This is a genomic window from Microcoleus sp. FACHB-1515 (assembly GCF_014696105.1).
Lineage (GTDB): Bacteria > Cyanobacteriota > Cyanobacteriia > Elainellales > Elainellaceae > JAAUTJ01.
The window spans coordinates 77239-103606 of record NZ_JACJPO010000036.1 but is presented as its reverse complement, the minus strand read 5'-3'; the positions used below and the strand labels follow the sequence as shown (position 1 = coordinate 103606).

The following is a 26368-nucleotide window of genomic DNA, read 5'->3' as shown; positions in this document are numbered from 1 at the left end:
TCACAAAGCCGCAAAAGTAGTGTGAATGCGATCGCTCAAAATCGGGTAAAGCTCAAACAAAATAATTCCTAAAATTAAAAAGTTAAAGCCGTAGAACCAGTTAACTTTGAACTTTTGAATCGCGATCGTTGGGCGGTGTTTTGACATCTGCTGCTGAGCGATCGCGAGCGTTATTATCAGCGGCAAAAATTGCGCCAGAACAAATCGATTGCCGCTAGCAATCGGCGCATACCAAGCATACAGCAGCAAATAGCCCAAAAAGTAAGCCCCAACAAACAAAGCCAGCCACCAGGATTGTTTGATCGATCGGGCAACAGTGCGAAAGTTTGTGCCCATTAAAATCAGGGTTGCTGCCATATAAATCACCACATATTTCCAATAGCCATATCCGCTGCTGACAACTGCATACTGTTCCTTGATCCCGCTTCCGAGGCGATCGAGCATTTGCAGCGGAGTTCGTTCCCGCAAATACTTTTCCAGGCTGGGAATTTGGTCAGCGGGCATCTGCGGCCAGCCTTCATGGTCATCATGAATTCGCGTTCCTTGTTCGGCCTGTTCCCAGGTGTCATACCAGATATAAAACGTCGAATTTACGTTGTAGAAATGCTTGCCAAAAAATCGATAGCTGGTTGTAATGTAAGGCGAAACGGTGAAGAGGAAAAATGCAGTTGAGAGCGCAATACATAGAAAATGATGCGCGATCGATCGCTTCCGGGTTTGACTGGGCGATCGATCTCCGAAAATTCCTCTGAGTGCCAAACAACCGAAGAAAATTAGCATTCCTGGCAGAATTGAAGCTTTGGTAAGATGAGTAACTCCAAACACAATTCCTGTGAAGCTGCTGAGCCACCAAGTCGGGCGTTTGAGTAGCTGCCACATCAGCAGAAAGCAGCAAAAATTTAGGACGTAAAATAACAGTTCCACCTGCACATATCCGGCTCGAAACATGAAAACGGTGAAGGTTGTAATCAGCCAGATTACGATCGCAGGCAGCAGCATTAGTCTCTGTCGCAACAGCAGAAAAATTCCGGGCAGCAGCGCAGCCGAAAGCGCAATGTTGAAATATTTGGCACGAGTAAAAAACTCAGTTTCGCTCCAGCGAAAATCATAAATCCAAGACAGCAAAAACGGATAGATCGGCATTCGATTTCGTCCGCCGACAAAGTGATAGTTCGTTGAAAAAAGATTGCGAGCGTAAGCTAAATAAGCCTGCTGATCGACTCGGTTCACATCCAAATTTACCTGCGTTGCATTGGCGATCGCACCATAACAAAACAGGCCAATACACATCAGCCCGATCGCTATAATTGCGCCATTCCGTAAACTCAAATTCAAAATGCGATCGGTTTTTGAGTTCATATGAGTTGAATGGCGATCGATTCACCAAAAAATTACAGCTATCAGCCTTTCATCTTACCTTGCGCTCATTCTCACTGGAATTGAGCAGTCGAATTGACCAGGTGAAAACGCTCATCACTTCGCCCGGATGCCGCCCCGGTAAAAGTTTGCTCCAGTCGCCCACAGCGGCAAATCCGCGCTTGTGCAGCGTGTGAATCAAAGCGGTGACAACTTCCGGCGCACCGATCGCCAAGAGTCGGACGCGATCGAAATCGCCGCCAGATTTATCTGGAGTATCCAGGACGATTTCGATCGCGTTTTGTTCGGGGTTTAGTTGTTCGGGATTGAAATTTTCGCTCATGACAATTTTGCACTGTTGACTGCTAAATCAACATTAGCTCAAAAGTTGACTGCTGAATCAACATTTACGAATTGTTAGTCCTCTGACACGATGAACGATGTCAGTACGCTCTGTAGAAGGCGCATGGGACGGGCAGGCGAAGCTTTGAAGCGTACTCTGGAAGCTCATCGAATTAGTCAAAATCGGTTGGCAGTTGAATTGCAGGTCGATCGTGCGGTGGTCAATCGCTGGTTTCATGCCCAAGTCGATCCGAGTGGCGAGACGATCGCGGGCATTGTGCAAGCGCTCGATCGCCTGAATCCTGCTGCTGCCGAGCAGTTTATACAGCTTTATTTGGGCGATTTGGTCAGCAAAGATCTTCCCTCTGACGAACCATGACGCAGTTTCAGCGCTTGGCGATCGCTCCCTCGCAAATTCAAGCCGATCGCATTACCCTCACAGCCGAGCAGCAGCACTACCTTCAGCGCGTGCTGCGCCTGCGGACGGGCGATCGCTTCATTGCCATCGACGGACGCGGACACTGGTGGCTGAGCGCGATCGAACCGGAGCAGACTGCGCGAATCCTCGAAGCGATCGCCGTTCACACCGAACTGCCCATTAGTTTGACGCTGCTGATCGCGATGCCCAAAAACGGCATGGACGACATTGTGCGACAGGCGACCGAACTAGGCGTGACAACGATCGTGCCGATGACCAGCGATCGCACTCTGCTTCAGCCGAGCGTACAAAAGCTCGATCGCTGGCGACGCATCGCCCAAGAAGCCGCAGAACAATCAGAGCGCCAGATGATTCCAACGATCCTTGAACCGATCGCCTTTCGCAACGCCATTCAACAGTTTGACTCCGGCCAGCGGTTGATTGGCGTAACGCGATTCGATGCGCCTGCCCTCCGCCACCGCCTGCCGCCCAGCCAATCGGTGACGATCGCGATCGGTTCAGAAGGCGGCTGGAGTGAAGCTGAAGTCGAATTGGCGATCGCAGCGGGATTTTTGCCTGTGTCACTGGGCAAGCGGATTTTGCGAGCGGTGACGGCGGCGATCGTGGCGATCGGGCTGATTGCCGCTGCGTATGAAGACAACGCTGCGTCAAAAGAGCGATAGGTGACGCTGGACTTGAACTCATGCCCCTTCTCAAGAAAACTTTGCTGTCGCCAATTTCACCGCAATGGAGCATCATCGGCTACAATCAGAGGTGGCGTGCGCGAATGATGACAAAATCGATCGTGACCGCACCGGGATGTAGCGCAGCTTGGTAGCGCGCCTGCTTTGGGAGCAGGATGTCGCAGGTTCAAATCCTGTCATCCCGATTTTCAGATGTAACTTCGGTTTAACTCTTTGTGCCCGCGATTTCCTGTGCCCGTGATTTCGATCGACACGCGATCAAGGTTGCTGCTAGAAACTGCAAGCAGCCCTAAAGGGACAATGCGATCGTCCCTCGTTTCAAAAATGCCCCTGCAAGTGGAGAGTTTGCAGGGGCAATTGAAGAGAAAACCAGTGCAGTAGTTCGGCGTTGAACAGAATCAAGCTAGAAATTTCGCATCATTTTTCTGCTGATTTTTAGACCTAACATCCGCCATACTTTAGTTCCGCTTAGTAGGGCTGGAAACTGCCGCGCATTTCACCCGCCCGATTTCGCTGAGTGTGAATATCAACATACAAATTGCCGTTAGAAAGTGCCTGCAACTGTTCACTGGTGAGCGTGAATTCTCCCCGAAAGCGACCACTGGTTTGATTGACATTTGGACTGACTTCTAGCGCGTACTGAAATGGGCCGTTTATGGTCGGATCGCCTTGGTGAATATGAATGCCAGAGGTGATGTTTGGATTCGGTGGATCAACCGGATCGGTGGCAAAGTCGCGCAGCGCACTTGTCAAATTGCTAAAATCTCCCCGCACAATCAAGCGATCGCCCACCAACACGGCTCCGGCTGCACTAAAAGCACCCGTCGATGGCGTTGCAGGCACAACAACATTATCTTTTGTCAAAACCGCCACATAGCGTCGGATTGAACTAGCAGGAACACCTTGAGCAATCACCGTTTCAGCTTCGCGCAATTCGGCCATTAACTGCTGATCGATCGATTGAGAATGCAGGAACGGTTGCGCCATTTGGGACGGCTTGGCAGCGGACACAGATTTACTTTGAGGCACGAGTTTCGCCGGAGTGCTCCATGAAGGCGTTGAGAGCAATCCAATCAGCAAGCAAGTAACCGCACTCAGAAGCAGGTTAGAAATCCGTTTCAGGGTCATGACTACATCTCGCAAAACGTATCAAAATGACGGTACGAGCCTCAAGTTGAATTGGATGCATCTCGATCGACAGCAGATTTCGTGTTGCGATCGAATTGCAGGCAAAAATTTCAGCTTGAGCGGCGTTGTCTTTAGGTGGTGTGCCGACAATGCCAACCCTATTTACGTTGAGAAATCACAGAATCCGGCGATCTGGCAGTATTTTTCCAGTCATGCTGGCCTGGACGCAGACGCGAAGTCGTCAACCTCTGATCAAGCCATGAGCATCCTCACCAAATATTGCCGCATCTAAGCCGATAAATTGATTCGCGATCCTTCTGAGGTTTTGCTAATTTCAATTCGCGTCTGAAAGGCTTCTTTGAAGTGGGGCATATGCGTGACAGTGAGAATGCAGGCGAAGTCAGGAGCGATCGCTTGAATTGCCCCGATGAGTCGATCGCATCCTGCTTCATCTTGAGTCCCGAAGCCTTCATCAATAATTAGCAGTTGTAAGGCTGTGCCCGATCGCTGTGCCAACAGTCTTGCTAACGCTAACCGAATCGCAAAATTCACCCGAAACGCTTCGCCACCAGAATAGGTTTCATACGGGCGAGTTCCGTGCAAATCCGCGATTAAAATATCAAGTGTATCGATCAGTTTAGCAGTAGGAGCAGATTTACCTTTGCGCGATTTCTGCGTCACAAACTGAATGTGAAGCTGATGAGCACTTAACCGTCCTAAAATTTGATTCGCCTCGATTTCAAGCTGCGGTAGCAAATTTTCAATCATCAATGCTTGAATACCGTTTTTGCCAAATGCCTGCGCTAATTCTTGATAAATGCGCTGCTGGCGTTTGCTCGTTTGAAGCTGCTGGCTCAACTCGGAATGCTGAATTTTGAAATCCGCGATCTGCTGCAACTGCTGCTCCAATCGACCTTGCTGCGCGAGTTGGCGATCGAGCCGTGCCCGCCGTTCCTGCATCGCTTTTTCGATGTCTTGAATTTCTCCAGCGCGATCGGGTGTCTGGGTCAATTGCTGATCGAGGGCGGTAATTTGAGCGTGAACCGATTTGTAAGAATTCGATCGCGTTTCCAGCAAATGATGCAGTTCTTGAACCTGCTGCTGCACCTGCGGATATTGCTGCTGCGCTTGCCCTAATTCCTGATAGCGAAGCTGCCAATTTTGCGCCTGCTTGAGAACTTGTCTCAGTGCAGTGTGGCGATCGAAATCATAATCAATTCGCGCAATTTCAGCGTCTAGCTGATTAATTTGCTGCTGAAGAAGCGATCGCGCCAAATCTCGAATTTGCCGCTCAATTTCTGCAATTTGCGCTTCAATCTGCGGCTGTTGCTGCTGCAATTGTGCCTGTCTTTTTTGCGCCTGCCTCAGCTCTGCCTGCTTGATTTCTGCCCAACGCCAGCGATCGACTTCTCCTCGCGCCAAAGCGTGATCTTTATCATCGTAGCCCAACTGCGTCAGGCTGCGATCGAGCAGTGCCAACTCTTCATGCAAGCTGCTGGCGAATGTTTTTGATTGGATCGATCGCTGAATTTCCGCCTGCTCCAACTGAATTTGCGTCAGCCGTTCTTGAACCGTTGCTGTTCCTTGAAGCTGCTCTTGAAGCTGGCCTTTTCGTTCTAGTGCGATGCTGTAGCTGCCTAATTCTTGCTCTAGCGCAGCATACTCTTTTCTTAATAGTTCAATCTCGCGATCGCTCAAGGACAACTGTTCGCGAATCACCCAAATTTGCCGCTGAATTTCTTGCTGTTCAGCGCGATGGCGATCGAGAACAACTTGCCAGTGATGTTCATCCAAAGGGCGATCGCACAGCGGACAAGGCGGATACTCCGTCTTAGAATTCATCTCAGAAGTTTTGTATCGGCCATTAGTTGCTTCCTTGACGGCCAAACCTTTGCTCGTGATTTCCTCGCCAATTGCTGTTTCTGAAGTGTCGATCGCCGCCTGATTGCTATTATCTTCCTCGCGCTGAAGCATCCGAATTTTATGATCCAACTCGGCCAACTGCCGCTCATATTCGCGCTGCTGATCCTGGAGACGATCGAGAAAATTTCGTCGCTCCACGCCTTTTTCGCGGACGCGCTGCTGATAGTTTTTGCGCTGTTCCAAATATTCCACCTGTCCCGCTACTTCGCGGACGGCCTGCTGAATTTGCGGCTGGCGGGATTGCTGCTGCTGAAGCTGATTGGCGATCGATTGCAGTTCCTCAATTCGCGTACTGAGCCGAGTTTGAGCGCGATCGAGTTCCGTATGAATCTGCTGGCGACGCTGCATCAAAGGCGAGGCTTGAAGCTGAAGCTGATCGAAGCGCACCAGTTGCGATCGCGCCTGTTTGAGATGTTCGATCGCATTGGCAATATCGTTGGATTTGCTGAGAATATGTTGAATTTCGGCGTTCTGCTCTGCCAAATTTTCAAGCTGAATTTGTGCCTGCTGCTTTTGGGCTTGCAGGTCGCGGAGTCGATCGGATTGCTGCTGCTGCAATTGCTGACGTTGCGCTTGTGCCGTTTGATGAAGGCGCGATCGCGCGGTTTGCGTTTCTTCTTGTGCTTGCAAATGTTGAAAGTAGGCGTAGCCTTGCGCGATCGATCGCTCCTCGGCCAAAATTGCCATCAAGGTTTGCTGCTGATGCTGCGCGGCAGCAAGTTCCTGCTGCAAGCGTTGGGCATCCTGCATCAAGTGCTGTTGCTGCTGCTGAAGCATCGTTCGCTGCTGCTGCCAGGTTTGCCGCTGCTGCTGAACGGCCCAAAGCTCCTGTAAAGCATGGCTGTCAGCTTGGTGCTGCTGCTGCATTTGAGCGATCGCCTGCTCAATCTGCGCTTGTTCGGCCACGAGAATCGCTTCTTGGGCGAGGGCTTCGCCCAGCCGGATGAGGCTGCGATCGATCGTACTCAGTTCCGCTTTCAGTTCTCGGACTTGCTCTTTCGCTTGTTCGGCCAGCAGTTCATACTGATCGAGCTTCAGTAGATCTGCGAGAATTTGCTTGCGTTCGCTCGGTCGCTTCAACATGAATTCGTCGGCTCGCCCCTGCCGTAAATACGCAGAGTTTACAAAGGTTTCATAGTCGAGGCGTAAGTGCTGCAAGATGCGGTGCTGGGTAGCGCGGACGCTGCGTTCCGTCAGGCTGCGGAATCCATCTGCCACCTGCATTTGAAATTCGAGAACGCTGGGTTGCGATCGATAGCGGCTGCGAATAATGCGATAGGTTTGCTGCTGAGCGCGAAACACAAAAATAACGCGGGCTTCTTCTTCGCCTTGATGAATTACATCATCTTCGGTTGCTCGACTTTGACCCCAAACTGACCAGGCGATCGCTTCGAGCAAAGAAGATTTTCCGGCTCCGTTCGCGCCACAAATGCAGGCAATATGCAGCCCGCGAAAATCCAGGCTGGCTTCTCGATAGCTCAGAAAATTCTTCAGCGTCAAATGCAGCGGAATCATGCAGGCGCGATCGAACCACTTCTTTTAACTTAGCAGTACAATCGCTCTTTAATACAGATGAACGAATGATTTTGTTTTGTAGAAGAAGCGCTTTCGCTAATAATTTCGCCAGTGAAGAATGATTTTGATCGAAATAGCCTGGTTCGATCGATCGCTGATCCCCTAATGTGAAGCGCTCGCGCTTGACGACTCATTAATTTTCTTAACCTGCTAGATGTAGAGGTCGATCGCCAATTCTCCTGAATTATCCACAACCTTTAGCGGATGCCGAGTCAAGTTTTCCACAGCCAAAAGCAGTTTTCCACAGCTTTTAAGGGGTTTTCCACAAAAAGCGATGAAGAACTGCAAACCTAAACCTAGAAGATTTTTTAGGTCTAGGAAGAGATTGGCGCTAGATTTGGGGTTTATTCCCACTCGATCGTTCCGGGCGGCTTCGAGGTAATGTCATACACGACGCGATTGACGCCGCGCACTTCATTCACGATGCGGTTGGAAATAGTTTCCAGCAAATCGTAGGGAACTCGCGACCAGTCTGCCGTCATGCCGTCTTCGCTCGACACAAAACGCAGCACGATCGGATAGGCATACGTGCGCTGATCGCCCATCACGCCCACGCTGCGAATTGGCAGCAGCACGGCGAACGCCTGCCAGTAGTCGTGATACACACCTTGACGGTTGACTTCTTGCCGCACGATTAAGTCGGCATCGCGCAGAATTTCCAATCGTTCTTCAGTGACTTCACCCAGAATGCGAATGGCCAGTCCGGGACCAGGGAACGGATGACGGTTGACGATTTCTTCGGGCAGCCCGATCGATCGCCCCACCTTTCGCACTTCGTCCTTAAACAATTTCCGCAACGGCTCGATCAGCTTGAAGCGCAGATCTTTCGGCAGTCCACCGACATTGTGATGGCTCTTAATTTTGACGGCAACTCGTTCGCCCGTCGCCGGATCGACATTCGTATCCGCCGATTCGATCACGTCCGGGTAAAGCGTTCCCTGTGCGAGGTAGTCAAAGGGGCCTAGCCGCTTCGATTCTTCTTCAAAGACGCGGATAAATTCGTGGCCGATCCGCTTGCGTTTTTCTTCGGGATCGGTGATTCCGGCAATTTGGGCAAGAAAGCGATCGCGAGCCTTCACATGCACAACCGGAATGTGAAACTGCTCATGAAACAATTTCACCAGTCGCTCTGGCTCCAGCTTCCGCATAAAGCCTTGATCGATGAAGACGCAAGTAAGCTGATCGCCGATCGCCTTGTGCAGCAAAAACGCCAACGTCGAGGAGTCTACACCGCCTGAGAGCGCTAGCAGCACGCGCTTATCGCCCACTCGTGCCCGAATTTCGCGAATTGATTCTTCGACAAACGCGGCTGTTGTCCAGGTCGGTTCGCAGTCGCAAACGTGGTAGACGAAATTGCGAATCAAGGCCAATCCGCCGATCGAATGTACAACTTCCGGGTGGAACTGCACGCCGTAGAGTTTTTTGTCGTGATGGGCGATCGCCGCGCAGGGCGTGTTGTCTGTGTGGGCGAGCAGTTCAAAGCCTTCAGGCAAACTTGTCACCGAGTCGCCGTGACTCATCCACATGGTTGTGCCGTCTTCAACGTTCGTCAGCAAATCGGTGGGATCGTCGATGTGCAGCGCGGCTTTGCCATACTCGCCGCGATCGGCTCGCTCCACGCCGCCGCCTAACTGCTGAACCATGAGCTGCATTCCGTAGCACACGCCCAAAACGGGAATGCCAAGATTCCAAATTTGGGGATCGCAGTGGGGCGCACCTGCGTCATACACGGAACTGGGGCCACCCGAAAGAATAATGCCTTTGGGGTTGAGGTCGCGTAGCTGGTCGGGCGTGGTGCGATACGACAGCACTTCGGAATAAACTTGCGTTTCGCGAATGCGGCGAGCGATCAGTTCAGAGTATTGCGAGCCAAAGTCGAGAATCACGATCATTTGGCGATTGATTTGCTCCGTCACGGAATCGGGGGCGTGTTCTGTCTGGATCACCGCTGAAAACCTGATGCGAGTAGATGACGAAAGTGACTTTGGAGAAGCGAAAAACTGATTTTAAAGTTCTTTTGAATATTCCGATTAGCTTAGCGTAGATTTTGAGTCGATCGCCCAGCGAAAATCGATCGATTCTGTCGATGGCAGACCGGACGCGATCGAGCGGCTGTGATAAGATAGTTGACTGCACTAACTTCAATTTATCGACTTCATCATGGCACTGCTGCAAGAGCGCAAGCAAGAAATCATCAACGACTTTCAAAAGCACGGAACCGACACGGGGTCGGCAGATGTGCAGGTCGCAATTCTGACTGAGCGGATCAATAAGCTTTCAACCCACCTGCGCGAAAATAAGAAAGACCACGCTTCACGACGCGGCCTGCTCAAGATGATCGGCCAGCGCAAGCGCCTCCTTGCCTACATCCTCAAGCAAGACCAAGCCCGCTATCGCGCTTTGATTACTCGCTTGGGAATTCGCGGCTAAACTTCATATGGCTGAATCTCCAGAAGAAAAATCAGAACGATTGCCGTTCGAGCCAACTGGCAGTCGCAAGAAGCAGCCGAAGCGTCCCCCTGCGCCCCTTCAGTCTGCGCCAGATCGATCGATAAAGGCTGAAGCAAGTGCGGATGCGAAGCCGGAATCGATGCAGATTCCCCAAGTGGTGAGTCAGCGGATGGCGCGGCGAATGGCGTTTTTCTGCGGCATTCCCTCAGCGCTCGGCATGGCAACGTTCTTCGTCAGCTATTTTCTGGTCACCAAAAACATCTTTCCGCTGCCCACTTCTGCTGTTGTGCTGGTGAGCATGGGCTTTTTTGGGCTGGGCGTGTTGGGCTTGAGCTATGGCGTGATCTCGGCTTCTTGGGACGAAGAAGTGGCAGGAAGCTTGTGGGGCTGGTCAGAATTCACGCTCAACTGGAGTCATCTAACCGCAGCATGGCGCTCGAACAAAAAATCTTCGTAGACCAGAAGACGGACGTAGAATGATTGGGGCTGTTTCCATACGACAGCAGCCGAAATTTAACAACAGGAACCCTTGACATGATCGTGGTAATGAAAATCGGCTCGCCTGAAGCCGAAGTTTCGCGATTGAGCGCAGAATTTGAAGAGTGGGGACTCAGCCCCGAAAAGATCGTCGGCAAAACCAAAACCGTGATCGGCTTGGTGGGCGATACGGTTGATCTCGATGCCCTCCAGCTTCAAGAAATGAGTCCTTGGATCGAGCAAGTGCTACGGGTTGAAAAGCCCTACAAGCGCGTCAGCCGCGAATATCGACATGGGGAAGCCAGCGAAATTGCTGTCTCCACACCTGCTGGAACCGTTTTGTTTGGCGAAGGCTGCCCGATCGTCACGGTCGCTGGCCCCTGCTCGGTCGAAAATGAAGCGATGATCATTGAAACCGCCAAGCGCGTCAAAGCCGCAGGCGCAAAGTTCTTGCGGGGCGGTGCGTTCAAGCCTCGCACCTCGCCTTATGCCTTTCAAGGTCACGGCGAGAGCGCCCTCGGACTGCTGGATGCTGCCCGCCGAGCGACCGGACTGGGGATCATCACTGAAGTGATGGACACTGCTGATCTCGAAATCGTGGCGGAAGCGGCGGATGTAGTGCAGGTTGGCGCTCGCAACATGCAGAACTTCTCGCTGCTTAAGAAAGTGGGAGCGCAAGATAAACCCGTGCTGCTCAAGCGCGGCATGTCAGCGACGATCGAAGAGTGGCTGATGGCAGCGGAATACATCCTCGCTGCTGGAAACCCCAACGTCATCCTTTGTGAGCGTGGCATCCGCACGTTCGATCGCCAATACGCCCGCAACACCCTTGATCTTTCGGTGATCCCCGTGTTGCGATCGCTCACCCACCTGCCGATCATGATCGATCCCAGTCACGGCACGGGTAAAGCTGAGTATGTGCCTTCGATGGCAATGGCGGCGATCGCAGCGGGAACCGACTCGCTGATGATCGAAGTTCACCCGAATCCAGCCAAAGCGCTTTCGGATGGCCCGCAGTCCCTCACGCCCGATCGCTTCGATCGCCTGATGCAGGAATTGTCGGTGATCGGCAAAGCGGTCGATCGGTGGGAAGCTGTTCCCGCCCTTACCTAATAGCCACGAGTCAGTCCCTCTTCTGAGTAGAAGAGGGACTTAAGGTGAAGGCGACTCGGACTGCAAGTGCTCGATCTGCTCCTCCATGTGGCGCAGCATTTGGTTCAGAGCAGGAAGCGAGTCAAACTTGCTGCGAGCAGTTCCTGGCTCTAGCCGAGCGCGATCGCGAATTTCGTTCACTTTAAGCTGAAGCTGTTTGGCGATCGTGAGGGCATCACGCTCCAAGCTCGATAGCTGCTGCTGCTGATAGAACCGCAAGGCTGCGCCGCGCAAGACTTGCAGCGTGGCTTCTTCTTCACCATTGACCGAGGGCATGAATCGAAACCGCAGGAGCAAGCGCGTATTTTGATGCATCCGCTCGATCTCAACCTGCTTCGGATGCTTGACGGCAATCAGCGACAGGTGACACATCTGCTTAAGTTCGCTGATGATGCCTTGAAACTGGTCGGCATCCAAGCGATCGAGGACGGATTGCAGCACGCCGTTTTGACTCCACAAGACCCGCCCGTACTGCGGCTGGCGCTCAAAATACAATCGGCCAATGCCGCCTAGCAGCACTCGCGCCATCAGTTCCCTGAGCAGCGTGGCAGGCGGCAGCATCGCAAGCTGTTCGATCGGACTAGAGAGATAGTTTGCTTCGACTTCGAGCAGCGGCAACGGTGAGATTACCGAGGGTGGAATCGTTGGTGGGGCTGTTGGCTCGTCGGGTTCGATCGATGGGAAGGAGGACTGCTCGCTATCGAAGGCCTGTGGTATCGATTCTTCGCGGCGCACTGGTGCAGGCTGAAACGGAATTTCCGGCGGTGGCGTGGCGATGCCCTGCGGCGTCATGCTGTGCAGCGTCAGCTCTTCCGGACTGTCTACAACTAAGGTTTGCTGCAATTGGCGATCGATCGATGGACTGTGACGCTTGCGAGCCGCTCCGCGTGTCGGTTTTGGGGTTTTGAATTTTGGCAGTGACTGGCGGCTGCCACCCTGCTGCAAATAAGCCGACAAAACGGCTTGCAGCGCTTCAGACGATAAAGGCCGCGAAACCAACGAGTAGTTCATGTAAGAAACGATACGCCGCGCATAGTCAAGCGCAGCGGTATCATCCGGGCTGACCATGCCCAAGTTGAGGCGGCTGCCTTCCAAAAACAGCGGCAAAATTTGATGATATAAACAGGCTTCAAAGGGCAAGACGCCATCAATTAAGATGAACATCTGCTCAGCGTTCAGCCGATCTGCCCAATCAGCAGGAAAGTAGGACAACAAGTGACGATGGCCGGAGGAACTTGATTCGGCGCGATCGCTGAATGGGGACACCATAGCAGGCGAGAAGGGAATGTTGTTGCTATTTTAGCCGCCTCAATTGGCAATACCGCATAATGATTTTGCAAAACTTCAGTAAAGACTAAGCAGCATTACGGAATTCTTGCACGGCGAGATAAAGCTTGATGAATTTGCTGGTGAGGCTGTTGGTTTTGAGATTGAGTTCTTTGGCGATCGCCTCCATGCTTTTTCCCGCTTTTCGGCCTTCAATGAGGTGGTCAAACAGCGTGCGATCGTCGGGCGTCAGCGTGTGGCGAAAGCGATCGGCTTCGGTCGGCGTCAAGCCTAAATTTTGCTCAAGCGATGTGCCCAGCCAAGACATCACCATGTCCGGCTGATGCTTCAGCCCAAACACGCGCATGGCGTGATAGCTAATTTTTTCGCGCAGCCGATAGACTTCTCCGATCGGGCGGTCGAGCAGCTTGGCGATCGCTTCTTGCGACTGACCCTGCAAATGCAACTCCAGCCAGCGAGCCGCATCCGGTTCGACTTCTGATTCGAGATAGGCGGAAAATTCGTTCTTGACCGTTGTTCGCAGCGTTTGCTGTTCTTGCAGCGCTTGTTCTTCTTGATACTGGGCGATCGCCTGGGGATCAAGCAGGCTAAAGGCATTGTCGGCATCGTCGGGCGCAATTTCTTCCGACACTAAGCGCACCGATTCGCCACCGGGAACCTGCGTCATGCCGCCGCGCTGCGATCGCTTCAAATAGTTCACGAATCGATACACCAAAAGCGGCTGATTGCGAATCGGACGCAGGCAGTATTCTTCGATGCTGGCGAGCATCAAAGCATTACGGAGACGCGGATTCGGGCTGCACTGGGCGATCCACTGCATCTGCTGACGAATGTAGTTGTCGCTTTGAATCAGTTCTTGAATCACTTCTTGCAGCACTTCTTTCACCGATCGATGCCGATCGCGAGAGAGCGCCACGCCTGTGCGAATTTTGTTGCGAATCAGGAATAAGCTGCCCAAGCGCTGAAGCAGCTTTTGATAGGCTTGTTCGGGCGCAGCACGCAAATAGCGCTCCTGCAAAATTCGATAGCGATAGTCCATTGCCTGTTGCGCGATCGCCAGTCCGGTCGCATCGAGATCCGAGAAGCGATCGGGATCTTCACCAATGAGCCAGCGAAGAATGCCCGTTTGGGTAGCAGATTGGCCTGGACAATCGGCGGCAAGTCGTGCCTGCCAGTCTTGCGTAATGTCCTGCATCAGCGGCATGGGATAGTATCCTTGGTTCCCGACTTGTTCTATTTATATCTATTCAAGAAATATCTCTTACGAACCTGGTAGAAAAATTCACCCATCCGGGTGACTTCGCAATGAATTCACTGTGCTTCGCTGCTGTCTTCGATCGCGTTCACCAAGCCCTGTAGCGCCTGTGTCAACTGCCCCAACTGCTCTAGTGCGCTGTCGTGATTTTCCGCCAGCGTTTGAACGGCATCGCTGAGCGCGAAAATTTGGTAGCCCTGCTGCTGCACCTGCTGGGCGATCGCATCTACACGACTGGCTAAGCGATCGACCGTTTCGGTAGTTGCCAAAACGGTTTCGCCGATTTGCTGCACGATCGCTTCGATCCGCTGTTGCTCGATGTTGTTCACCATTGCCACCTCAAATCTGGCTCGGCGTCTGCTGATGCCATCCCTGATGACGCCTCAAGCTGCCTACTGTCAAGGCGGCTTCACTGTGCTTTATTGTACTGCCTTGCTGGTTGCGATTAAAACTGCTGACCCACGTAGATCGATCGCACTTCGCCATTGCGCCGAATTACAGCGGCATCGTTTGACACGGAAACGAGTGTCCAGCCGCTTGTGCCAATATTTTCGCCCACACTGATGCGCTGCGGCGAACCGTTCACCTCAAACAAAGCGGCAGATCGATCGCCAAACTGCATCAATCCCATCAGCGTTTGCTGCGGAGCGGGAGCCGCCGCCACTGAAGCCGCCGGAGCCGGAACTGTTGCAGGTCGAGGGGCAGCCGTTGCAGGTCGAGGGGCAGCCGGAGCGGGTGCGGGTTGCACCGCAGGAGCCGCAGGAGCAACTGCTACAGAGGGAGCAGCGGGCGGCACAACGGGTACGGGGGCAACACCAACAGGCGGATAAAGCGTCTGCGGTGGCTGATAAACCGGGATGTAAACGCGATCGGGCGCAGAGGGTGCGGCATTGGGGACACTGCTGGGAACGGCAACGCTGGGAAGTGCCGGACTCGAAGCAGCCGCAACTGTAGGTGCATCAGTTTGAGCGCGACCCGCAATGCGATCGAGCGATCGCTGCACATAATTGGCAAACTGCTGGTCGGCCTGAGACGGCTGAGCGGTTTGACTCAATTCAGCAGGTGGGGCAGCAGACCGGAAGAAGACAAGCCACGACACGCCAGCGGCGATCGCCGAGGCAAAAGCCGCCGCCAAAAGCCAGCGATTCACGCCAGATTGCTCAGCAGGCTCCAAAGTGGCGATCGCTTCTGCGTCGGGTGTGGCAATTTGGCTTTCTGATTCAATTGGAGCAAGCGCGGCAGGCGGCAGATCCGGCACTTCTAGGTGCGGAATGGCGATCGGCTGCAAAGACACGACTTCTTCGGGTGCGGGCGCTTCAACTGGTAAGCTGCCGCCTTCAAACAAGCGATCGACTTCGCCAAATAGCTCATCCATCAAGCGGTTGGCGTATGAGTCCATCGGGAAGCTGCCATCGCCAAGCAGATCGATCGGGTCTGCGATGCGGCTAGACGCTGACTCGTCGATTTCGTTGAGAACAGAAGGATTGGTGCTGACTTCTTGAGACATAGAACTTTACCTGAAAGCGACGGACAGCCGGAACGCGCTGAGCTTGCGCCCGATTCTACCTGATTTTGCCGTCGATGGTGCAGGAAGTTTGCAAATGATTAGGCGATCGGCTTGGCGACTTCCCGCACATCTGTTGCCAAGCTGCGAGCGCGAATCTCAAGATACACCAAAAGCGCATTCACATCAGCCGGATTGACGCCGCCAATGCGAGCCGCCTGACCGATCGTCAAGGGGCGCACCTGCGATAGTTTTTCGCGAGATTCTTTCGAGAGCGTGTCGATTTGGTTGTAGTCCAAGTCGGCAGGTAGCGATCGATTCGACTGACGTGAAATTTGATCGATTTGGTTTTGCTGACGCTGAATATAGCCGGAATATTTGATGTCGATTTCTGCGCCTTCGCGCTCTTCCAAGGCGAGATCAGGATTGCTCAATCCGTATCGATCGAGATCCACATAGTGAAATCCTGGACGGCGCAACAAATCCGCCAGCGTAATCGAGCCTTTGATCGCCTGCTGCGTGTCGGCGGCAATTTGGCGACCGAGTTGGTCGTGTTCCTTGACGCGAACTTCGTGCAGGCGTTCTTTCTCGGCTGCAATGTTGGCCTGTTTGCGGGTGAAGATTTCCCAGCGGCGATCGTCAATTAACCCGATCTCGCGTCCCAATGGCGTCAAGCGCTGGTCGGCATTGTCCGATCGCAGCAAGAGGCGATATTCCGATCGCGAAGTTAGCATTCGGTATGGTTCACGTAGATCTTTCGTACACAGATCGTCGATTAGCGTGCCGAGGTAGCTTTGTTCGCGAGTGAAGATGACCGGAGATTGCGATCGACACAATCGGGCAGCATTGATTCCCGCCACCAAACCTTGTCCAGCCGCTTCTTCATATCCGGTTGTGCCGTTGATTTGTCCGGCGCAGAACAGACCGTCAATCTTTTTGGTCATCAGCGTCGGATAGCACTGCGTGGCGGGCAGGTAGTCGTATTCGACCGCATAGGCAGGGCGGAGCATCGTGCAGTGTTCCAGTCCGGGGAGCGATCGCAGCAGATGAATTTGCAGCGCTTCGGGCAGTCCGGTCGAAAACCCTTGGATATAAAGTTCGGGAATGTCGCGGCCTTCTGGCTCGATAAAAATCTGGTGCGATTCCTTGTCGGCAAAGCGGACGATCTTATCTTCGATGCTCGGACAGTAGCGCGGCCCCTTGGCATCTACCCAGCCGCCATAGACCGGGGAAAGATGCAGATTTTCGCGAATCAGGCGATGTGTTTCGGCAGTGGTGCGCGTCAGGTAGCAAGGAATTTGCTCGCGCTCCACCCACACTTCCGGGTCAAAGCTGAACCAGCGGACTTCGGAATCGCCCGGTTGCGGTTCCAGTTGCGAGTAGTCGATCGATCGCTTGTCCACGCGGGCAGGCGTTCCAGTCTTCAGTCGTCCAGTTTCAAAGCCCATGCGGTTGAGCGTTTCCGTCAGGCCGACAGCGGCAAATTCGCCTGCTCGTCCCGCCGACATCGACTTGTCACCCACCCAAATCACGCCGCCCAAGAAAGTTCCCGTTGTGAGAACGACGGCGCGACACTCAAACGCGACGCCGAAATAGGTTTGAACGCCGATCACCTCGTCGTTTTTGCCCAAAACCAAATCCGTCACCATGCCTTCGCGGATGACAAGATTTTCTTGATTTTCGACAATCCGCTTCATCACAGCGGCATACTCGCGCTTGTCGGTTTGTGCCCGCAACGCCCAGACTGCGGGACCGCGAGAAATATTGAGGACGCGCTTTTGCAGATAGGTGCGATCGGCCATTTTGCCGATTTCGCCGCCCAGCGCATCCACTTCATGCGTCAGTTGCGATTTGGCAGGCGCACCAACAGCGGGATTGCACGGTTGCCACGCGATTTTGTCGAGATTCAAGGTCAGCAGCAGCGTTCGGCAGCCCAACCGAGCCGAAGCAAGCGCGGCTTCGCATCCGGCATGACCTGCTCCCACCACCACGACATCAAATGAATCTTGAAAATCGATCGACATTTTGAAGATTTGCAAAAGGCACAGTTCAATTTTAGCGATTTGGCGCAAGCCAGAACGAAATCGATCGGCTTGGGTCACGCTCAATTGTCAATCTGGTTAGATTTGCGATACTTAAGATTCAGCCACCACGATTTGATCCCCAGCAAAACTGGCTGCAACCACGATGAGTATTTTATTCACACTTGCGCTGATCGGTGGAATTTATTGGGTTGTTTTCTATCCCAAGCAAAAGCTCGATCGAATTCGCAAGCGTGGCGTCGTGGAAATTGAAGGAGCCAAAACTCGCTACTCCAATCTTCCCCTCGGCAATTTAGGCATTTTCTATGACAGCAATCAAAATCGTAGAATTCAAGTTATTTTTCCAAGATTAACGTCCGCAGGCGACGTGCAATATATCTTTTCCTGGCACGATTTGCGATCGGCTCACGTTCCCAGCCTCAGACAAGCCGACACCCAAAACGACATCAGTATTCGCATCGCTCAAGATCTCAGCTTGCTGATGAAAGAGCACATAGAATTTGTTGAGCCAGAAATTTTGAACTTAAATAAGCAGCATCAAAAAATCAGTGAACTGCTCGATTTAGTTACTACTTCTGACTTTTATGCAGGCCAGCAAGATATTTATGAAAGAGCGCTGATTCAAATTGAAAACCTGCTCAATAAAGCTGAAGAACTTCAGCAGGTTTATGTGCGATTTATTCGTGAAGTGCTCATCGGCAGAGAAGTTGCAGCATACAACCCTGATTTGATTCCAGACAGCGGATTCGCGATCGATCAGCAATACCGAAAAATCAAGCAAGAATACCAGGCGATCAAAGACACTGCGATCGCGTATGGTGAATTGATTCAGACTCGCCAACTCTAAATCGCAACATCACGCAGTGACGCTTTCTTGATCAATCCGGTCAAAGAAACGAAATTCAGCGATATTGTGGGGAAGGCGATCGATGAACAGTCGTGGCAAGTAGCTGGTGGGAAATTCAAGTTCTTTGCGATTTGGCGCTAGAAGAATCAGTCTTTTGGCGGCTAGAAACGTTTGGCTGTCGCGGCACATCCAGCGAAGTGAAGGGACAAAGCTGCTTGGTGTGCGGCTATTTGTCTCAGGCACAAGCGCAACTGCTCGATTTGTCTGCCCTCTCACTGCTGCTGCGGCAAGATGCACTTTGTGCAGAACTGCCAATTCCCGCTGTGCAGTGGCAGCTAATAGATGAAGAAGACTGGTCAAGCAGTTGGAAAACCTATTGGCATCCGCAAGAAATTGGCGATCGCTTCTTAATCAATCCCGCCTGGATTCCGCTTCCCGAAACCGATCGCATTGTCCTCAAACTCGATCCGGGCATGGCGTTTGGCACAGGAACTCACGCCACGACTGAGCTTTGCCTCGAAGCCTTAGAAATGCGATTGAGCGAACCCAGTGCAGCGGTGATTGCAGATGTAGGCTGCGGGTCAGGAATTCTGTCAATCGGCGCACTGTTGCTGGGTGCCAAGCAAGCTTACGCAGTCGATACTGACCCGCTGGCGATCGATGCGACAATCAGCAATCGCGAACTGAACGGCATCGCCAGCGATCGCCTTGCCGTTGAAGTGGGCAGCGTGGCGCGGCTGCTTGAGATGATGCCTCAACCTGTGGATGGCATTGTCTGCAATATTTTGGCGGAAGTGATTATCGATCTGATTCCGCAAATGAATCCACTGGTGAAAGAAACCACTTGGGCAGTTTTCAGCGGCATTTTGCTCGATCAGGTGAAGCCGATCGCCGACACGCTAGAGCAAAATGGCTGGATTGTCGCAACGCTGTGGCGGCGAAAAGACTGGTGCTGTTTAAACGTCAGGCGATCGTAATTTTAAGCACGCAAGCCCAAAAAGGAATCGGATACAGCCCCGATTTTTTACGAAATTGCTTTAGTTTCTTGTCTCACTCTCACCAGTGCTAATCCGGAATGCTTTAAAGTACGCTATCTCTGTGCAGGATGAGTGCGATCGAGCAGAATTCTACCGAACTCGCCTGACAAACCCGCCAAGGCGATCGAGCCTCGACGGATTTTTCATGGCGATCGCCTCTAGCGAGGCAGCGTAATGGTGAAGCAGGTGCAGTCGTTGGCGCTTTCGACCTGCACATCACCATTCAGCAGGAGCGTGAGCTTTTTGACGACGGCGAGGCCGAGTCCTGTGCCGCCTTGCTGCCAGCGATCGGACTTGGGAGCGCGATAGAACTTGTCAAAGATTTGCGCTTGATCTTCGGGCGCGATGGCGTTGCCTGTGTTGATGACGCGAATTCGCACCGTTTTGGCATCGGCTTGGGTGGCGAGGATGATGTCCCCTCCAGGCGGCGTGTATTTGCAGGCGTTGGTGAGCAGTTCGCTGATGATGCGCCCCAAATGAGTCGGGTCAGTAATCAGAATGGGCAGATTCGGCTGTAGGTCGAGGTGAATGGTTTGCTGTCGCTGCTGCGTTCGCGCTTGAAACAGCTTGCTCACCTGCATCAGCCAGAGCGGAAGCTCGATCGCCCCGCGTGAAACTGTCTGCAAATCAGCTTCCAACCGCTGCAAATCCAGCAGATCGTTGAGCAGTTGAATTTCGCGATCGCACTCCCGATTCAAAATCTGCAAATAGCGCTGCTGCCGCTGTGTGCCCTCACCGCTACTTGGCATCACTTCACGCTGCCAGGTCGCCTCTAACATCTGCAAGGCCATTTTGATGTTGCACACGGGCGATCGCAGCGCCTGCGAAACTGTCGTGAGAAATTCGTCTTTTTGCTGGTGCAACTGCTCTAGATCGTGCAGGCGCATCTGAGCGGCTTTGTCGAGTCGGGCTTGGCGGATGGCGATCGCGCACTGGCTGGCGACCTGTTGGACTAGGCGGACTTCGATCGCGCTAAACTGCTGGCTGGCCGGACGCATCAACTGCAAGTGACCGAGCAAGCCTTCATCGTTGAAAATTGGGCAGAGCAACAGGCTTTGTCTGGCTCGCTGGTCTTGGCGGCAAAGCTGCACAGGCTGACCGTCTTGCTCCAAAGTGGTCGATCCCGTTCCGGGAGCGCTGCGCGATCGATTCGTCGGATCGTCTAGCTGCGGTTCGCAAACGACACCAAGCGCCCGACTGAGTTCATGCACGACGGTAGCGAGAATTTCGTCTTCATCCAAAGTGTCGCGGACACGATCGCTAATGCGCTTGAGGAGCGCATCAAACTCTTGCATCTGCTGAAGCTGAAGGGTGCGATCGCGCACTTGGGCGGCAAGTTCGGCATTCAGGCGCGTCACCTGCTGATAAAGTTCGGCTTGCTGAATTGCCAAACTGACTTGGGCGGCAATTTGCCACAGCAGATGCACCTCAAACGATTGCCATTCGTGCGGAGCGGAGCACTGATGCGCGACGAGCAAGCCCCAAAGCCGTTCTTGCGTGTCGGTTTGCTGCACGATCGGCACAACCAGATTCGCCTTCACGTGCATCCGCTCTAGTAAATCGGCGTGGCAGGGTGACAAGTTCGCTTCTGAGACATCCGCGATCGCCTGCATTCGGCCTTGCTGATATTGTTCGCGGCCTTGGGCGTTGAAGAAAGTATCTTTGATTTGCAGACCGAGAATCGAATGGCTGGGGTCGCTGACCGATTCAGCGACGATCGTGCCGCTCCAGTCGAATTCAAAGCGGTAAACGCAGACGCGATCGACGTTGAGAAATTCGCGAATGCGGCTGGCAATCGTGGTGAGGATAAGTTCAAAATCGAGCGATCGCCGAATCGACTGGGCAATTTCGCTCGAAAGCTGAGTCAGCGCGGTCAAAAGTTCAGGCATGGAGGGTGTGATCACACGATCGAACCAGAACAATTGATTTGCTTTCTCGGTGCAGGCCAGCGATGCGTCAAAATCCTTCCAAGCAGCAGAGTCAGCATTCATATCCACATCCCTGCCCCACGCAAACGGAGGCATAGCTCAAGTTGAAAAACCCAAAAAGCAGAAAATGAATTCTTCGTGAAGAGGCTTCTTTCAAAATTTCACATTTCGCAGATACTCGCTAATGTATTACACAAAATGTAACTAAACGAACAATTGTGAAGTTCTACACAGATTTATAAGCTGGTCTTAGCCTTGCCGAGTGCCAATGACGGCGTAGAACGGATCGCCAGAGACGCCCAACATTTGCAGAAAACCGGGAACGGAACGCGATCGCGCAATCACTTCCGGTTCGGCGAATCCGGGAACCGATCGAAAATAGCCTTTCACAAGTTCGACGCGATCGCGTTCGCTGCCGTCACGCCACGCCTGAATCGCTTTTTGGTAGAACATCCGGTTGGAGAAGCTGAAAATTGCGATGCCTCCGGGCTTGAGGATGCGATGCACTTCGGCAAAAATTGCTTCGGGCTGCTGCAAATACTGAACCGAAACGGTGTTGAGGACGGCATCAAACGAACAATCTGCAAGCGGCAGCGTTTGATTCTGATTCAGGTTTTGCACAAAGTAGTGATCCAAGCGCGGATTGCGGGCAAGTTCTTCTTCGTTCAGCCCGTGCCCTTCGACAAACTCAAACTTGATTTCGTCGGGCAGATGCGACACCCAGCTACTCATCATGTCGAAGATGCGCGTGTTGGGCTTGAGGCGATCGCGATACAAATCCGTAAGCTGCCCGATAAAGCCTTCATCAACATGAGTGACGAAGCGCGGCGCATCGTAAAACAACGTGTCGTTTGTGTCGTCTAGCTTGGTGCGTTGATCGGGGCGAAGCATCGAAAATTCAGCGAAATCCTACCTTTCCATTGTAGAAAAAGTCAAAATTCTTCGCAGCAAGCCACAACACAAAGCCAGCGCTACGGATAGAAACTCATCTGCGGCAGACCCATTGTTTCCGGCCAGCCCATCATGATGTTGAAACACTGAATTGCTTGACTTGACTGACCTTTCATCAGGTTGTCAAGGGCAGATAGAACGATGACGCGATCGGTGCGGCGATCGACTTCGATGCCGATGTAGCACAGATTTGTGCCGCTTGCCCATTTCGTTTGTGGATAAACGCCGCTCGGTAAAATCTTTACCCAGGGTGCATTCCGGTAGAACGCCTGATAGATCGTGATTAGATCTTCACGCACCAACCCTGGATCGCGCAGCGTTGCGTAAACGGTCGCCAAAATGCCGCGCACCATTGGCACAAGATGCGGCGTGAACTGCACCATCACTTCATGCCCAGCAAGTTCGCTGCAAATCTGCTCAATCTCCGGCGTGTGGCGATGCCGTCCGACGTTGTAAGCGCTCATGGTCGAATCGGCTTCTGCCAGCAGCATATTGATTTTCGCTTGTCGTCCGCCGCCGGATGTTCCGGTTTTTGAATCGATAATTGCCGTTTCGGGAATTACCAGTCCTTGCTTGAACAGCGGAGCGAGGGCAAGCAGGCTAGTCGTCACGTGGCAACCGGGACAGCCCACAAGCTGAGCTTCGGCAATTCGATCGCGATACAGTTCCGGCAATCCGTAAACGGCCATTTCCATTTGGGCAAAATCCGATCGATCGCCACCGTACCAAGTTTGGTAAACGCTCGGATCGATGAAGCGATAGTCAGCAGAAAGATCGAGAACCTTACAGCCTTTTTCCAGCAAAGTCGGAGCCATTGTGTAGGCCAAGCCGTTCGGCAAGCCGAGAAAAACCGCTTCGCAGCGATCGCCAATCACATCGAGATCGATCGGTTCAATCTTGAGACTGGGGCGATCGTACTGCGGATAAAGGTCTGCAAACGATTTGCCCGCGCTACTGTCGCCACCGAGATACACCAGTTCCACCTGCGGATGCTCCAGCAGCAGACGCACAAGCTGCACACCGCCATAGCCCGACGCGCCAACAATACCTACGGGAATGCGTCTCGAATCGCCCATTATGTCTGCCTGCTGAAGGTGAACGGAGTCTTTTTGCATGAAGCCTCTCGATGGTGCATTGTAGTACCTAAAAACTTCTTAGGGATGTAATTAGCAAACGTAATCGATGTGTTTCAGCCAACTTTCGATCGGTCAGTGCGACTCAATCGTTGGCAGCTAGCGCGACAGGCTACAATGGACTCAATTGGAAAAATTTAGAATTCTTTACAAAACTCCTCACGCTTAGGGACGTTTCTGTGGAACCGCTACACTCACCGAATCCCGCTTTTGCTGAATTTCAGTTTGATTCGATCGAGTCGGCTTTGGCCGATCTCAAGTCGGGTCGCGCTCTGGTTGTGGTTGATGACGAAAATCGCGAGAACGAAGGCGATGTCATCTGTGCCGCTCAGTTCGCGACGCCGGACATGATTAACTTTATGGCGGTTGAAGCGCGAGGCTTGATTTGTTTGGCGATGACGGGCGATCGACTCGATCAGCTTGAACTGCCGCTGATGGTGACACACCAAAGCTTTGAGGACGAAAACGAGCAAACGGCGTTCACCGTCAGTATTGACGCTGCGCTGCATCTGGGCGTAACGACAGGAATTTCGGCAGACGATCGCGCCAAAACGATTCAGGTGGCGATTAATCCAATGACGAAGCCGAGCGATCTGCGTCGTCCCGGACACATTTTCCCCTTGCGAGCCAAAGAAGGCGGCGTTCTCAAGCGAGCAGGACACACCGAAGCAGGCGTGGATTTAGCGCGACTGGCAGGGCTGTATCCTTCTGGTGTGATTTGCGAGATTCAAAATCCTGACGGCTCGATGGCGCGACTGCCAGAGCTAATTGAATACGCCAGAACGCACAAGCTCAAGATCATCAGCATTGCGGACTTGATCAACTATCGGCTTCAGCACGAACGCTTTGTGCATCGCGAGGCTGTTGCCGATTTGCCAACGCAGTTCGGTCATTTTCAGGTGTATGCCTACCGCAATTTGCTGGATAATTCCGAGCATTTGGCGATCGTCAAAGGCGATCCTGCCACCTTCAAAGATCGTCCCGTCATGGTGCGGATGCACTCCGAGTGTTTGACCGGAGACGCGCTCGGATCGCTGCGCTGCGACTGTCGAATGCAGCTTCAGGCCGCGCTGAAAATGATCGAGAATGCCGGACAAGGCGTTGTGGTCTATCTGCGGCAGGAAGGGCGCGGCATCGGTTTAGTCAACAAGCTCAAAGCCTATTCGCTGCAAGACATGGGACTTGATACGGTCGAGGCGAATTTGCGCTTGGGCTTTCCGGCTGATCAGCGCAACTACGGCATGGGCGCACAGATTCTCAATGATTTGGGTGTGCATCAGTTTTGCCTGATCACCAACAATCCGCGCAAGATTGCCGGACTGAAAGGCTACGGCATGGAGATGGTCGATCGCGTCCCGCTGCTGATCGAAGCCACCACCTACAACGCTGACTATCTCGCCACTAAAGCCGAAAAGCTCGGCCACCTCTTGCTGCAAACCTACCTCGTCACAGTGGCAATTCACTGGCGTGACGAACCGCAAACCCCGACCGATCGCTACGAACGCCTGGAAAAACTGCGCCATCTTGCCAAAGCTCACGATCTCCTTGTCCAGGAAGAAGCAAGAGCGCTGGCGACTGCCTTATTTGAGCAATCTTCACTGGTGGTTCACCTCGGTTTCGATCAGCCGCTTGTCGGTCAACTCAACTGGTACGAGGAAGCGGGACATCCCTACACGCAGGCGATCGCTCAAATTCTCGACAACCTGGCAAGCTGGCCGCTGGTTGAGCAGGTGGAATTTCTCGTTTCAACGGGAGGCGACCCACTGACGAATTTGCAGGTGAAGCTCGATCGCCAAATTTTCCGCCTCGATCAGCCGTTCACTGAGTCGAGCATTAAGCCTTCAGACTTGCGCGATCGCCTGGAGACGCAGCGGATCTACGTGTTTTCGAGCCATCTGCCCACTGATTAGGCGGCACTCGTTTCGATCGCTCCACTTTCCTCCTCGCTCAGCAATTCTGAAAAGACGTGCATTTCTTCCATCCGCAGCACGCCAAATAAATTTGCAAACGACACATCGGCGGCGTCGCGGCCTGTGCCGATGCGAACGAAATGTTCAGCGCGAGCCAGTCGTGTCGGGTCAAACCAGTACCACTGATTGCCCAGATACGCCTCGAAGCAAGCGTGGAAATCCGGCGGCTGAAGCTGGTAGGCATATCCCGCCACGAAGCGAGCGGGAATCGTCAGGGCGCGGCAGAACGCGATTCCCAAGTGGGCAAAATCGCGACAAACGCCCGTCCGCTCCGTCACCGTGTCAAAGGCGGACGTTTGCGAGTCCGTACTGCCGGAAAGGTACGTGACATTCTCGAAAATCCAGTCGGCGATCGCTCTCACCCGGTCATACCCCGGTTTCAAATCGCCAAACTGAGCCGTTGCCAAGCGCATCAGGCGATCGGACTGGCAGTAGCGGCTGGGAAACAAATAGGGCAACACATCCAGCGGCAAATCGGCGGCCAGCGTTTCGATCGCCTCATCTGGATTGACAGGAACAAAATTGCGCTCGACGATCGCTTCATAGCGCAAATTCAGCGTTCCGGGCTGCGCTTGCAGGCGCAACAGGCGGTTGCCGTTGACGATTTGCGACTCGGTTTCGATGGCTGGATCGGTCGATAGCGTTTCTTGTGAAATGTGCTGCTGTGAACTTTTTTCGACCTGAATCCCAAAAATTAGCGTGCTGGGCTGTTCGACCTGGTAGCGCAACTGACAGCCAGTTTTGAATTTCATAAAAGTTAAACAAAATAAGGATCGATCGCACTTGCATGATATCGCGATCGATTTTCTCTATGGCGCTAGAGCGGTCAATATTCCCGTAGATAGACTGGCTAACAAATACCTTTTTCTAAGATTGTTGTTAAAGCAA

The 26368-nt window shown here is 52.9% G+C and carries 23 protein-coding genes and 1 tRNA gene; 10 read left to right on the top strand and 14 right to left on the bottom strand.

Features of this window, described 5'->3' with window-relative positions:
- Positions 1-1359, bottom strand: coding sequence for a hypothetical protein (locus H6F67_RS12080; RefSeq protein WP_190766680.1), 1359 nt, complete (start codon positions 1357-1359; stop codon positions 1-3).
- A 49-nt stretch (positions 1360-1408) separates the two neighbouring features.
- Entirely contained in the window at positions 1409-1699 is a 291-nt protein-coding gene (locus H6F67_RS12075; RefSeq protein ID WP_190766670.1) for a hypothetical protein, read from the bottom strand.
- A 90-nt stretch (positions 1700-1789) separates the two neighbouring features.
- On the opposite strand from H6F67_RS12075, the gene H6F67_RS12070 reads away from it, so the two are divergent.
- From H6F67_RS12070 to H6F67_RS12060, 3 genes are all read left to right on the top strand, one after another.
- Entirely contained in the window at positions 1790-2077 is a 288-nt protein-coding gene (locus tag H6F67_RS12070; RefSeq protein ID WP_313926814.1) for a helix-turn-helix transcriptional regulator, read from the top strand.
- Positions 2074-2799, top strand: coding sequence for a 16S rRNA (uracil(1498)-N(3))-methyltransferase (locus H6F67_RS12065; RefSeq protein ID WP_190766668.1), 726 nt, complete (start codon positions 2074-2076; stop codon positions 2797-2799). The genes H6F67_RS12070 and H6F67_RS12065 overlap by 4 nt, the downstream gene beginning before the upstream one ends.
- 132 nt (positions 2800-2931) lie before the next feature.
- Positions 2932-3005, top strand: a tRNA-Pro gene (locus H6F67_RS12060).
- Between the two features lie 283 nt (positions 3006-3288).
- Here H6F67_RS12060 and H6F67_RS12055 read toward each other — a convergent pair.
- Positions 3289-3849, bottom strand: a complete 561-nt coding sequence (locus H6F67_RS12055) for a CHRD domain-containing protein (protein ID WP_199304373.1) — start codon at positions 3847-3849, stop codon at positions 3289-3291.
- Positions 3850-3946: 97 nt separating this feature from the next.
- On the opposite strand from H6F67_RS12055, the gene H6F67_RS12050 reads away from it, so the two are divergent.
- Complete coding sequence (locus tag H6F67_RS12050; RefSeq protein WP_190766664.1) at positions 3947-4240, top strand: hypothetical protein; 294 nt, start codon at positions 3947-3949, stop codon at positions 4238-4240.
- Here H6F67_RS12050 and H6F67_RS12045 read toward each other — a convergent pair.
- Entirely contained in the window at positions 4237-7386 is a 3150-nt protein-coding gene (locus tag H6F67_RS12045) for an AAA family ATPase (protein WP_190766662.1), read from the bottom strand. The two genes, H6F67_RS12050 and H6F67_RS12045, sit on opposite strands and share 4 nt — an antisense overlap.
- A 404-nt stretch (positions 7387-7790) precedes the next feature.
- Positions 7791-9338 carry a glutamine-hydrolyzing GMP synthase gene (guaA, locus tag H6F67_RS12040; RefSeq protein WP_190766731.1) on the bottom strand — a complete coding sequence of 516 codons (1548 nt, stop codon included), beginning with the start codon at positions 9336-9338 and terminating at the stop codon, positions 7791-7793.
- 268 nt (positions 9339-9606) lie between these two features.
- On the opposite strand from guaA, the gene rpsO reads away from it, so the two are divergent.
- The 3 genes from rpsO (at position 9607) to aroF (ending at position 11487) form a co-directional block, all read left to right on the top strand.
- Entirely contained in the window at positions 9607-9876 is a 270-nt protein-coding gene (gene rpsO / locus H6F67_RS12035) for a 30S ribosomal protein S15 (protein ID WP_190766660.1), read from the top strand.
- A 7-nt stretch (positions 9877-9883) separates the two neighbouring features.
- Positions 9884-10354 carry a PAM68 family protein gene (locus tag H6F67_RS12030; protein WP_190766658.1) on the top strand — a complete coding sequence of 157 codons (471 nt, stop codon included), beginning with the start codon at positions 9884-9886 and terminating at the stop codon, positions 10352-10354.
- A 77-nt stretch (positions 10355-10431) separates the two neighbouring features.
- The gene (gene aroF, locus H6F67_RS12025) at positions 10432-11487 is read left to right on the top strand and encodes a 3-deoxy-7-phosphoheptulonate synthase (protein WP_190766656.1); all 1056 of its coding nucleotides are present in this window, start codon (positions 10432-10434) and stop codon (positions 11485-11487) included.
- A 39-nt stretch (positions 11488-11526) separates the two neighbouring features.
- On the opposite strand, the gene H6F67_RS12020 is transcribed toward aroF, so the two are convergent.
- The 5 genes from H6F67_RS12020 to mnmG form a co-directional block, all read right to left on the bottom strand.
- Positions 11527-12795, bottom strand: coding sequence for a hypothetical protein (locus H6F67_RS12020; RefSeq protein ID WP_190766654.1), 1269 nt, complete (start codon positions 12793-12795; stop codon positions 11527-11529).
- A gap of 85 nt (positions 12796-12880) precedes the next feature.
- Positions 12881-14017, bottom strand: coding sequence for a HetZ-related protein 2 (locus H6F67_RS12015; protein ID WP_190766652.1), 1137 nt, complete (start codon positions 14015-14017; stop codon positions 12881-12883).
- Positions 14018-14124: 107 nt separating this feature from the next.
- On the bottom strand, positions 14125-14400 hold the full coding sequence (locus H6F67_RS12010) for a hypothetical protein (protein ID WP_190766651.1): 276 nt from the start codon (positions 14398-14400) through the stop codon (positions 14125-14127).
- Between the two features lie 113 nt (positions 14401-14513).
- The gene (locus H6F67_RS12005) at positions 14514-15575 is read right to left on the bottom strand and encodes a hypothetical protein (RefSeq protein WP_190766649.1); all 1062 of its coding nucleotides are present in this window, start codon (positions 15573-15575) and stop codon (positions 14514-14516) included.
- Between the two features lie 98 nt (positions 15576-15673).
- Complete coding sequence (mnmG, locus tag H6F67_RS12000; protein WP_190766647.1) at positions 15674-17596, bottom strand: tRNA uridine-5-carboxymethylaminomethyl(34) synthesis enzyme MnmG; 1923 nt, start codon at positions 17594-17596, stop codon at positions 15674-15676.
- Between the two features lie 163 nt (positions 17597-17759).
- Between mnmG and H6F67_RS11995 the strand changes: the two genes are divergently transcribed.
- The gene (locus H6F67_RS11995; protein WP_190766645.1) at positions 17760-18461 is read left to right on the top strand and encodes a hypothetical protein; all 702 of its coding nucleotides are present in this window, start codon (positions 17760-17762) and stop codon (positions 18459-18461) included.
- Positions 18462-18553: 92 nt separating this feature from the next.
- Positions 18554-19438, top strand: coding sequence for a 50S ribosomal protein L11 methyltransferase (gene prmA, locus H6F67_RS11990; RefSeq protein WP_190766642.1), 885 nt, complete (start codon positions 18554-18556; stop codon positions 19436-19438).
- A gap of 218 nt (positions 19439-19656) precedes the next feature.
- Here prmA and H6F67_RS11985 read toward each other — a convergent pair whose 3' ends face one another.
- The 3 genes from H6F67_RS11985 to argC form a co-directional block, all read right to left on the bottom strand.
- Complete coding sequence (locus tag H6F67_RS11985) at positions 19657-21489, bottom strand: GAF domain-containing protein (RefSeq protein WP_190766640.1); 1833 nt, start codon at positions 21487-21489, stop codon at positions 19657-19659.
- 186 nt (positions 21490-21675) lie between these two features.
- Positions 21676-22317, bottom strand: a complete 642-nt coding sequence (locus tag H6F67_RS11980) for a class I SAM-dependent methyltransferase (protein ID WP_190766638.1) — start codon at positions 22315-22317, stop codon at positions 21676-21678.
- Between the two features lie 80 nt (positions 22318-22397).
- Positions 22398-23453 (bottom strand): N-acetyl-gamma-glutamyl-phosphate reductase, encoded by a 1056-nt coding sequence (gene argC / locus H6F67_RS11975; RefSeq protein WP_190766729.1) that lies wholly within the window; start codon positions 23451-23453, stop codon positions 22398-22400.
- 236 nt (positions 23454-23689) lie between these two features.
- Here argC and ribBA point away from each other — a divergent pair, with 236 nt between their 5' ends.
- Positions 23690-25420: a bifunctional 3,4-dihydroxy-2-butanone-4-phosphate synthase/GTP cyclohydrolase II gene (gene ribBA, locus H6F67_RS11970; protein WP_190766636.1), complete on the top strand. Its 1731-nt coding sequence runs from the start codon at positions 23690-23692 to the stop codon at positions 25418-25420.
- Here the strand turns inward: ribBA and H6F67_RS11965 are convergent.
- Positions 25417-26232 carry a transglutaminase family protein gene (locus tag H6F67_RS11965; RefSeq protein ID WP_190766634.1) on the bottom strand — a complete coding sequence of 272 codons (816 nt, stop codon included), beginning with the start codon at positions 26230-26232 and terminating at the stop codon, positions 25417-25419. The two genes, ribBA and H6F67_RS11965, sit on opposite strands and share 4 nt — an antisense overlap.
- Between the last annotated feature and the right edge of the window lie 136 nt (positions 26233-26368).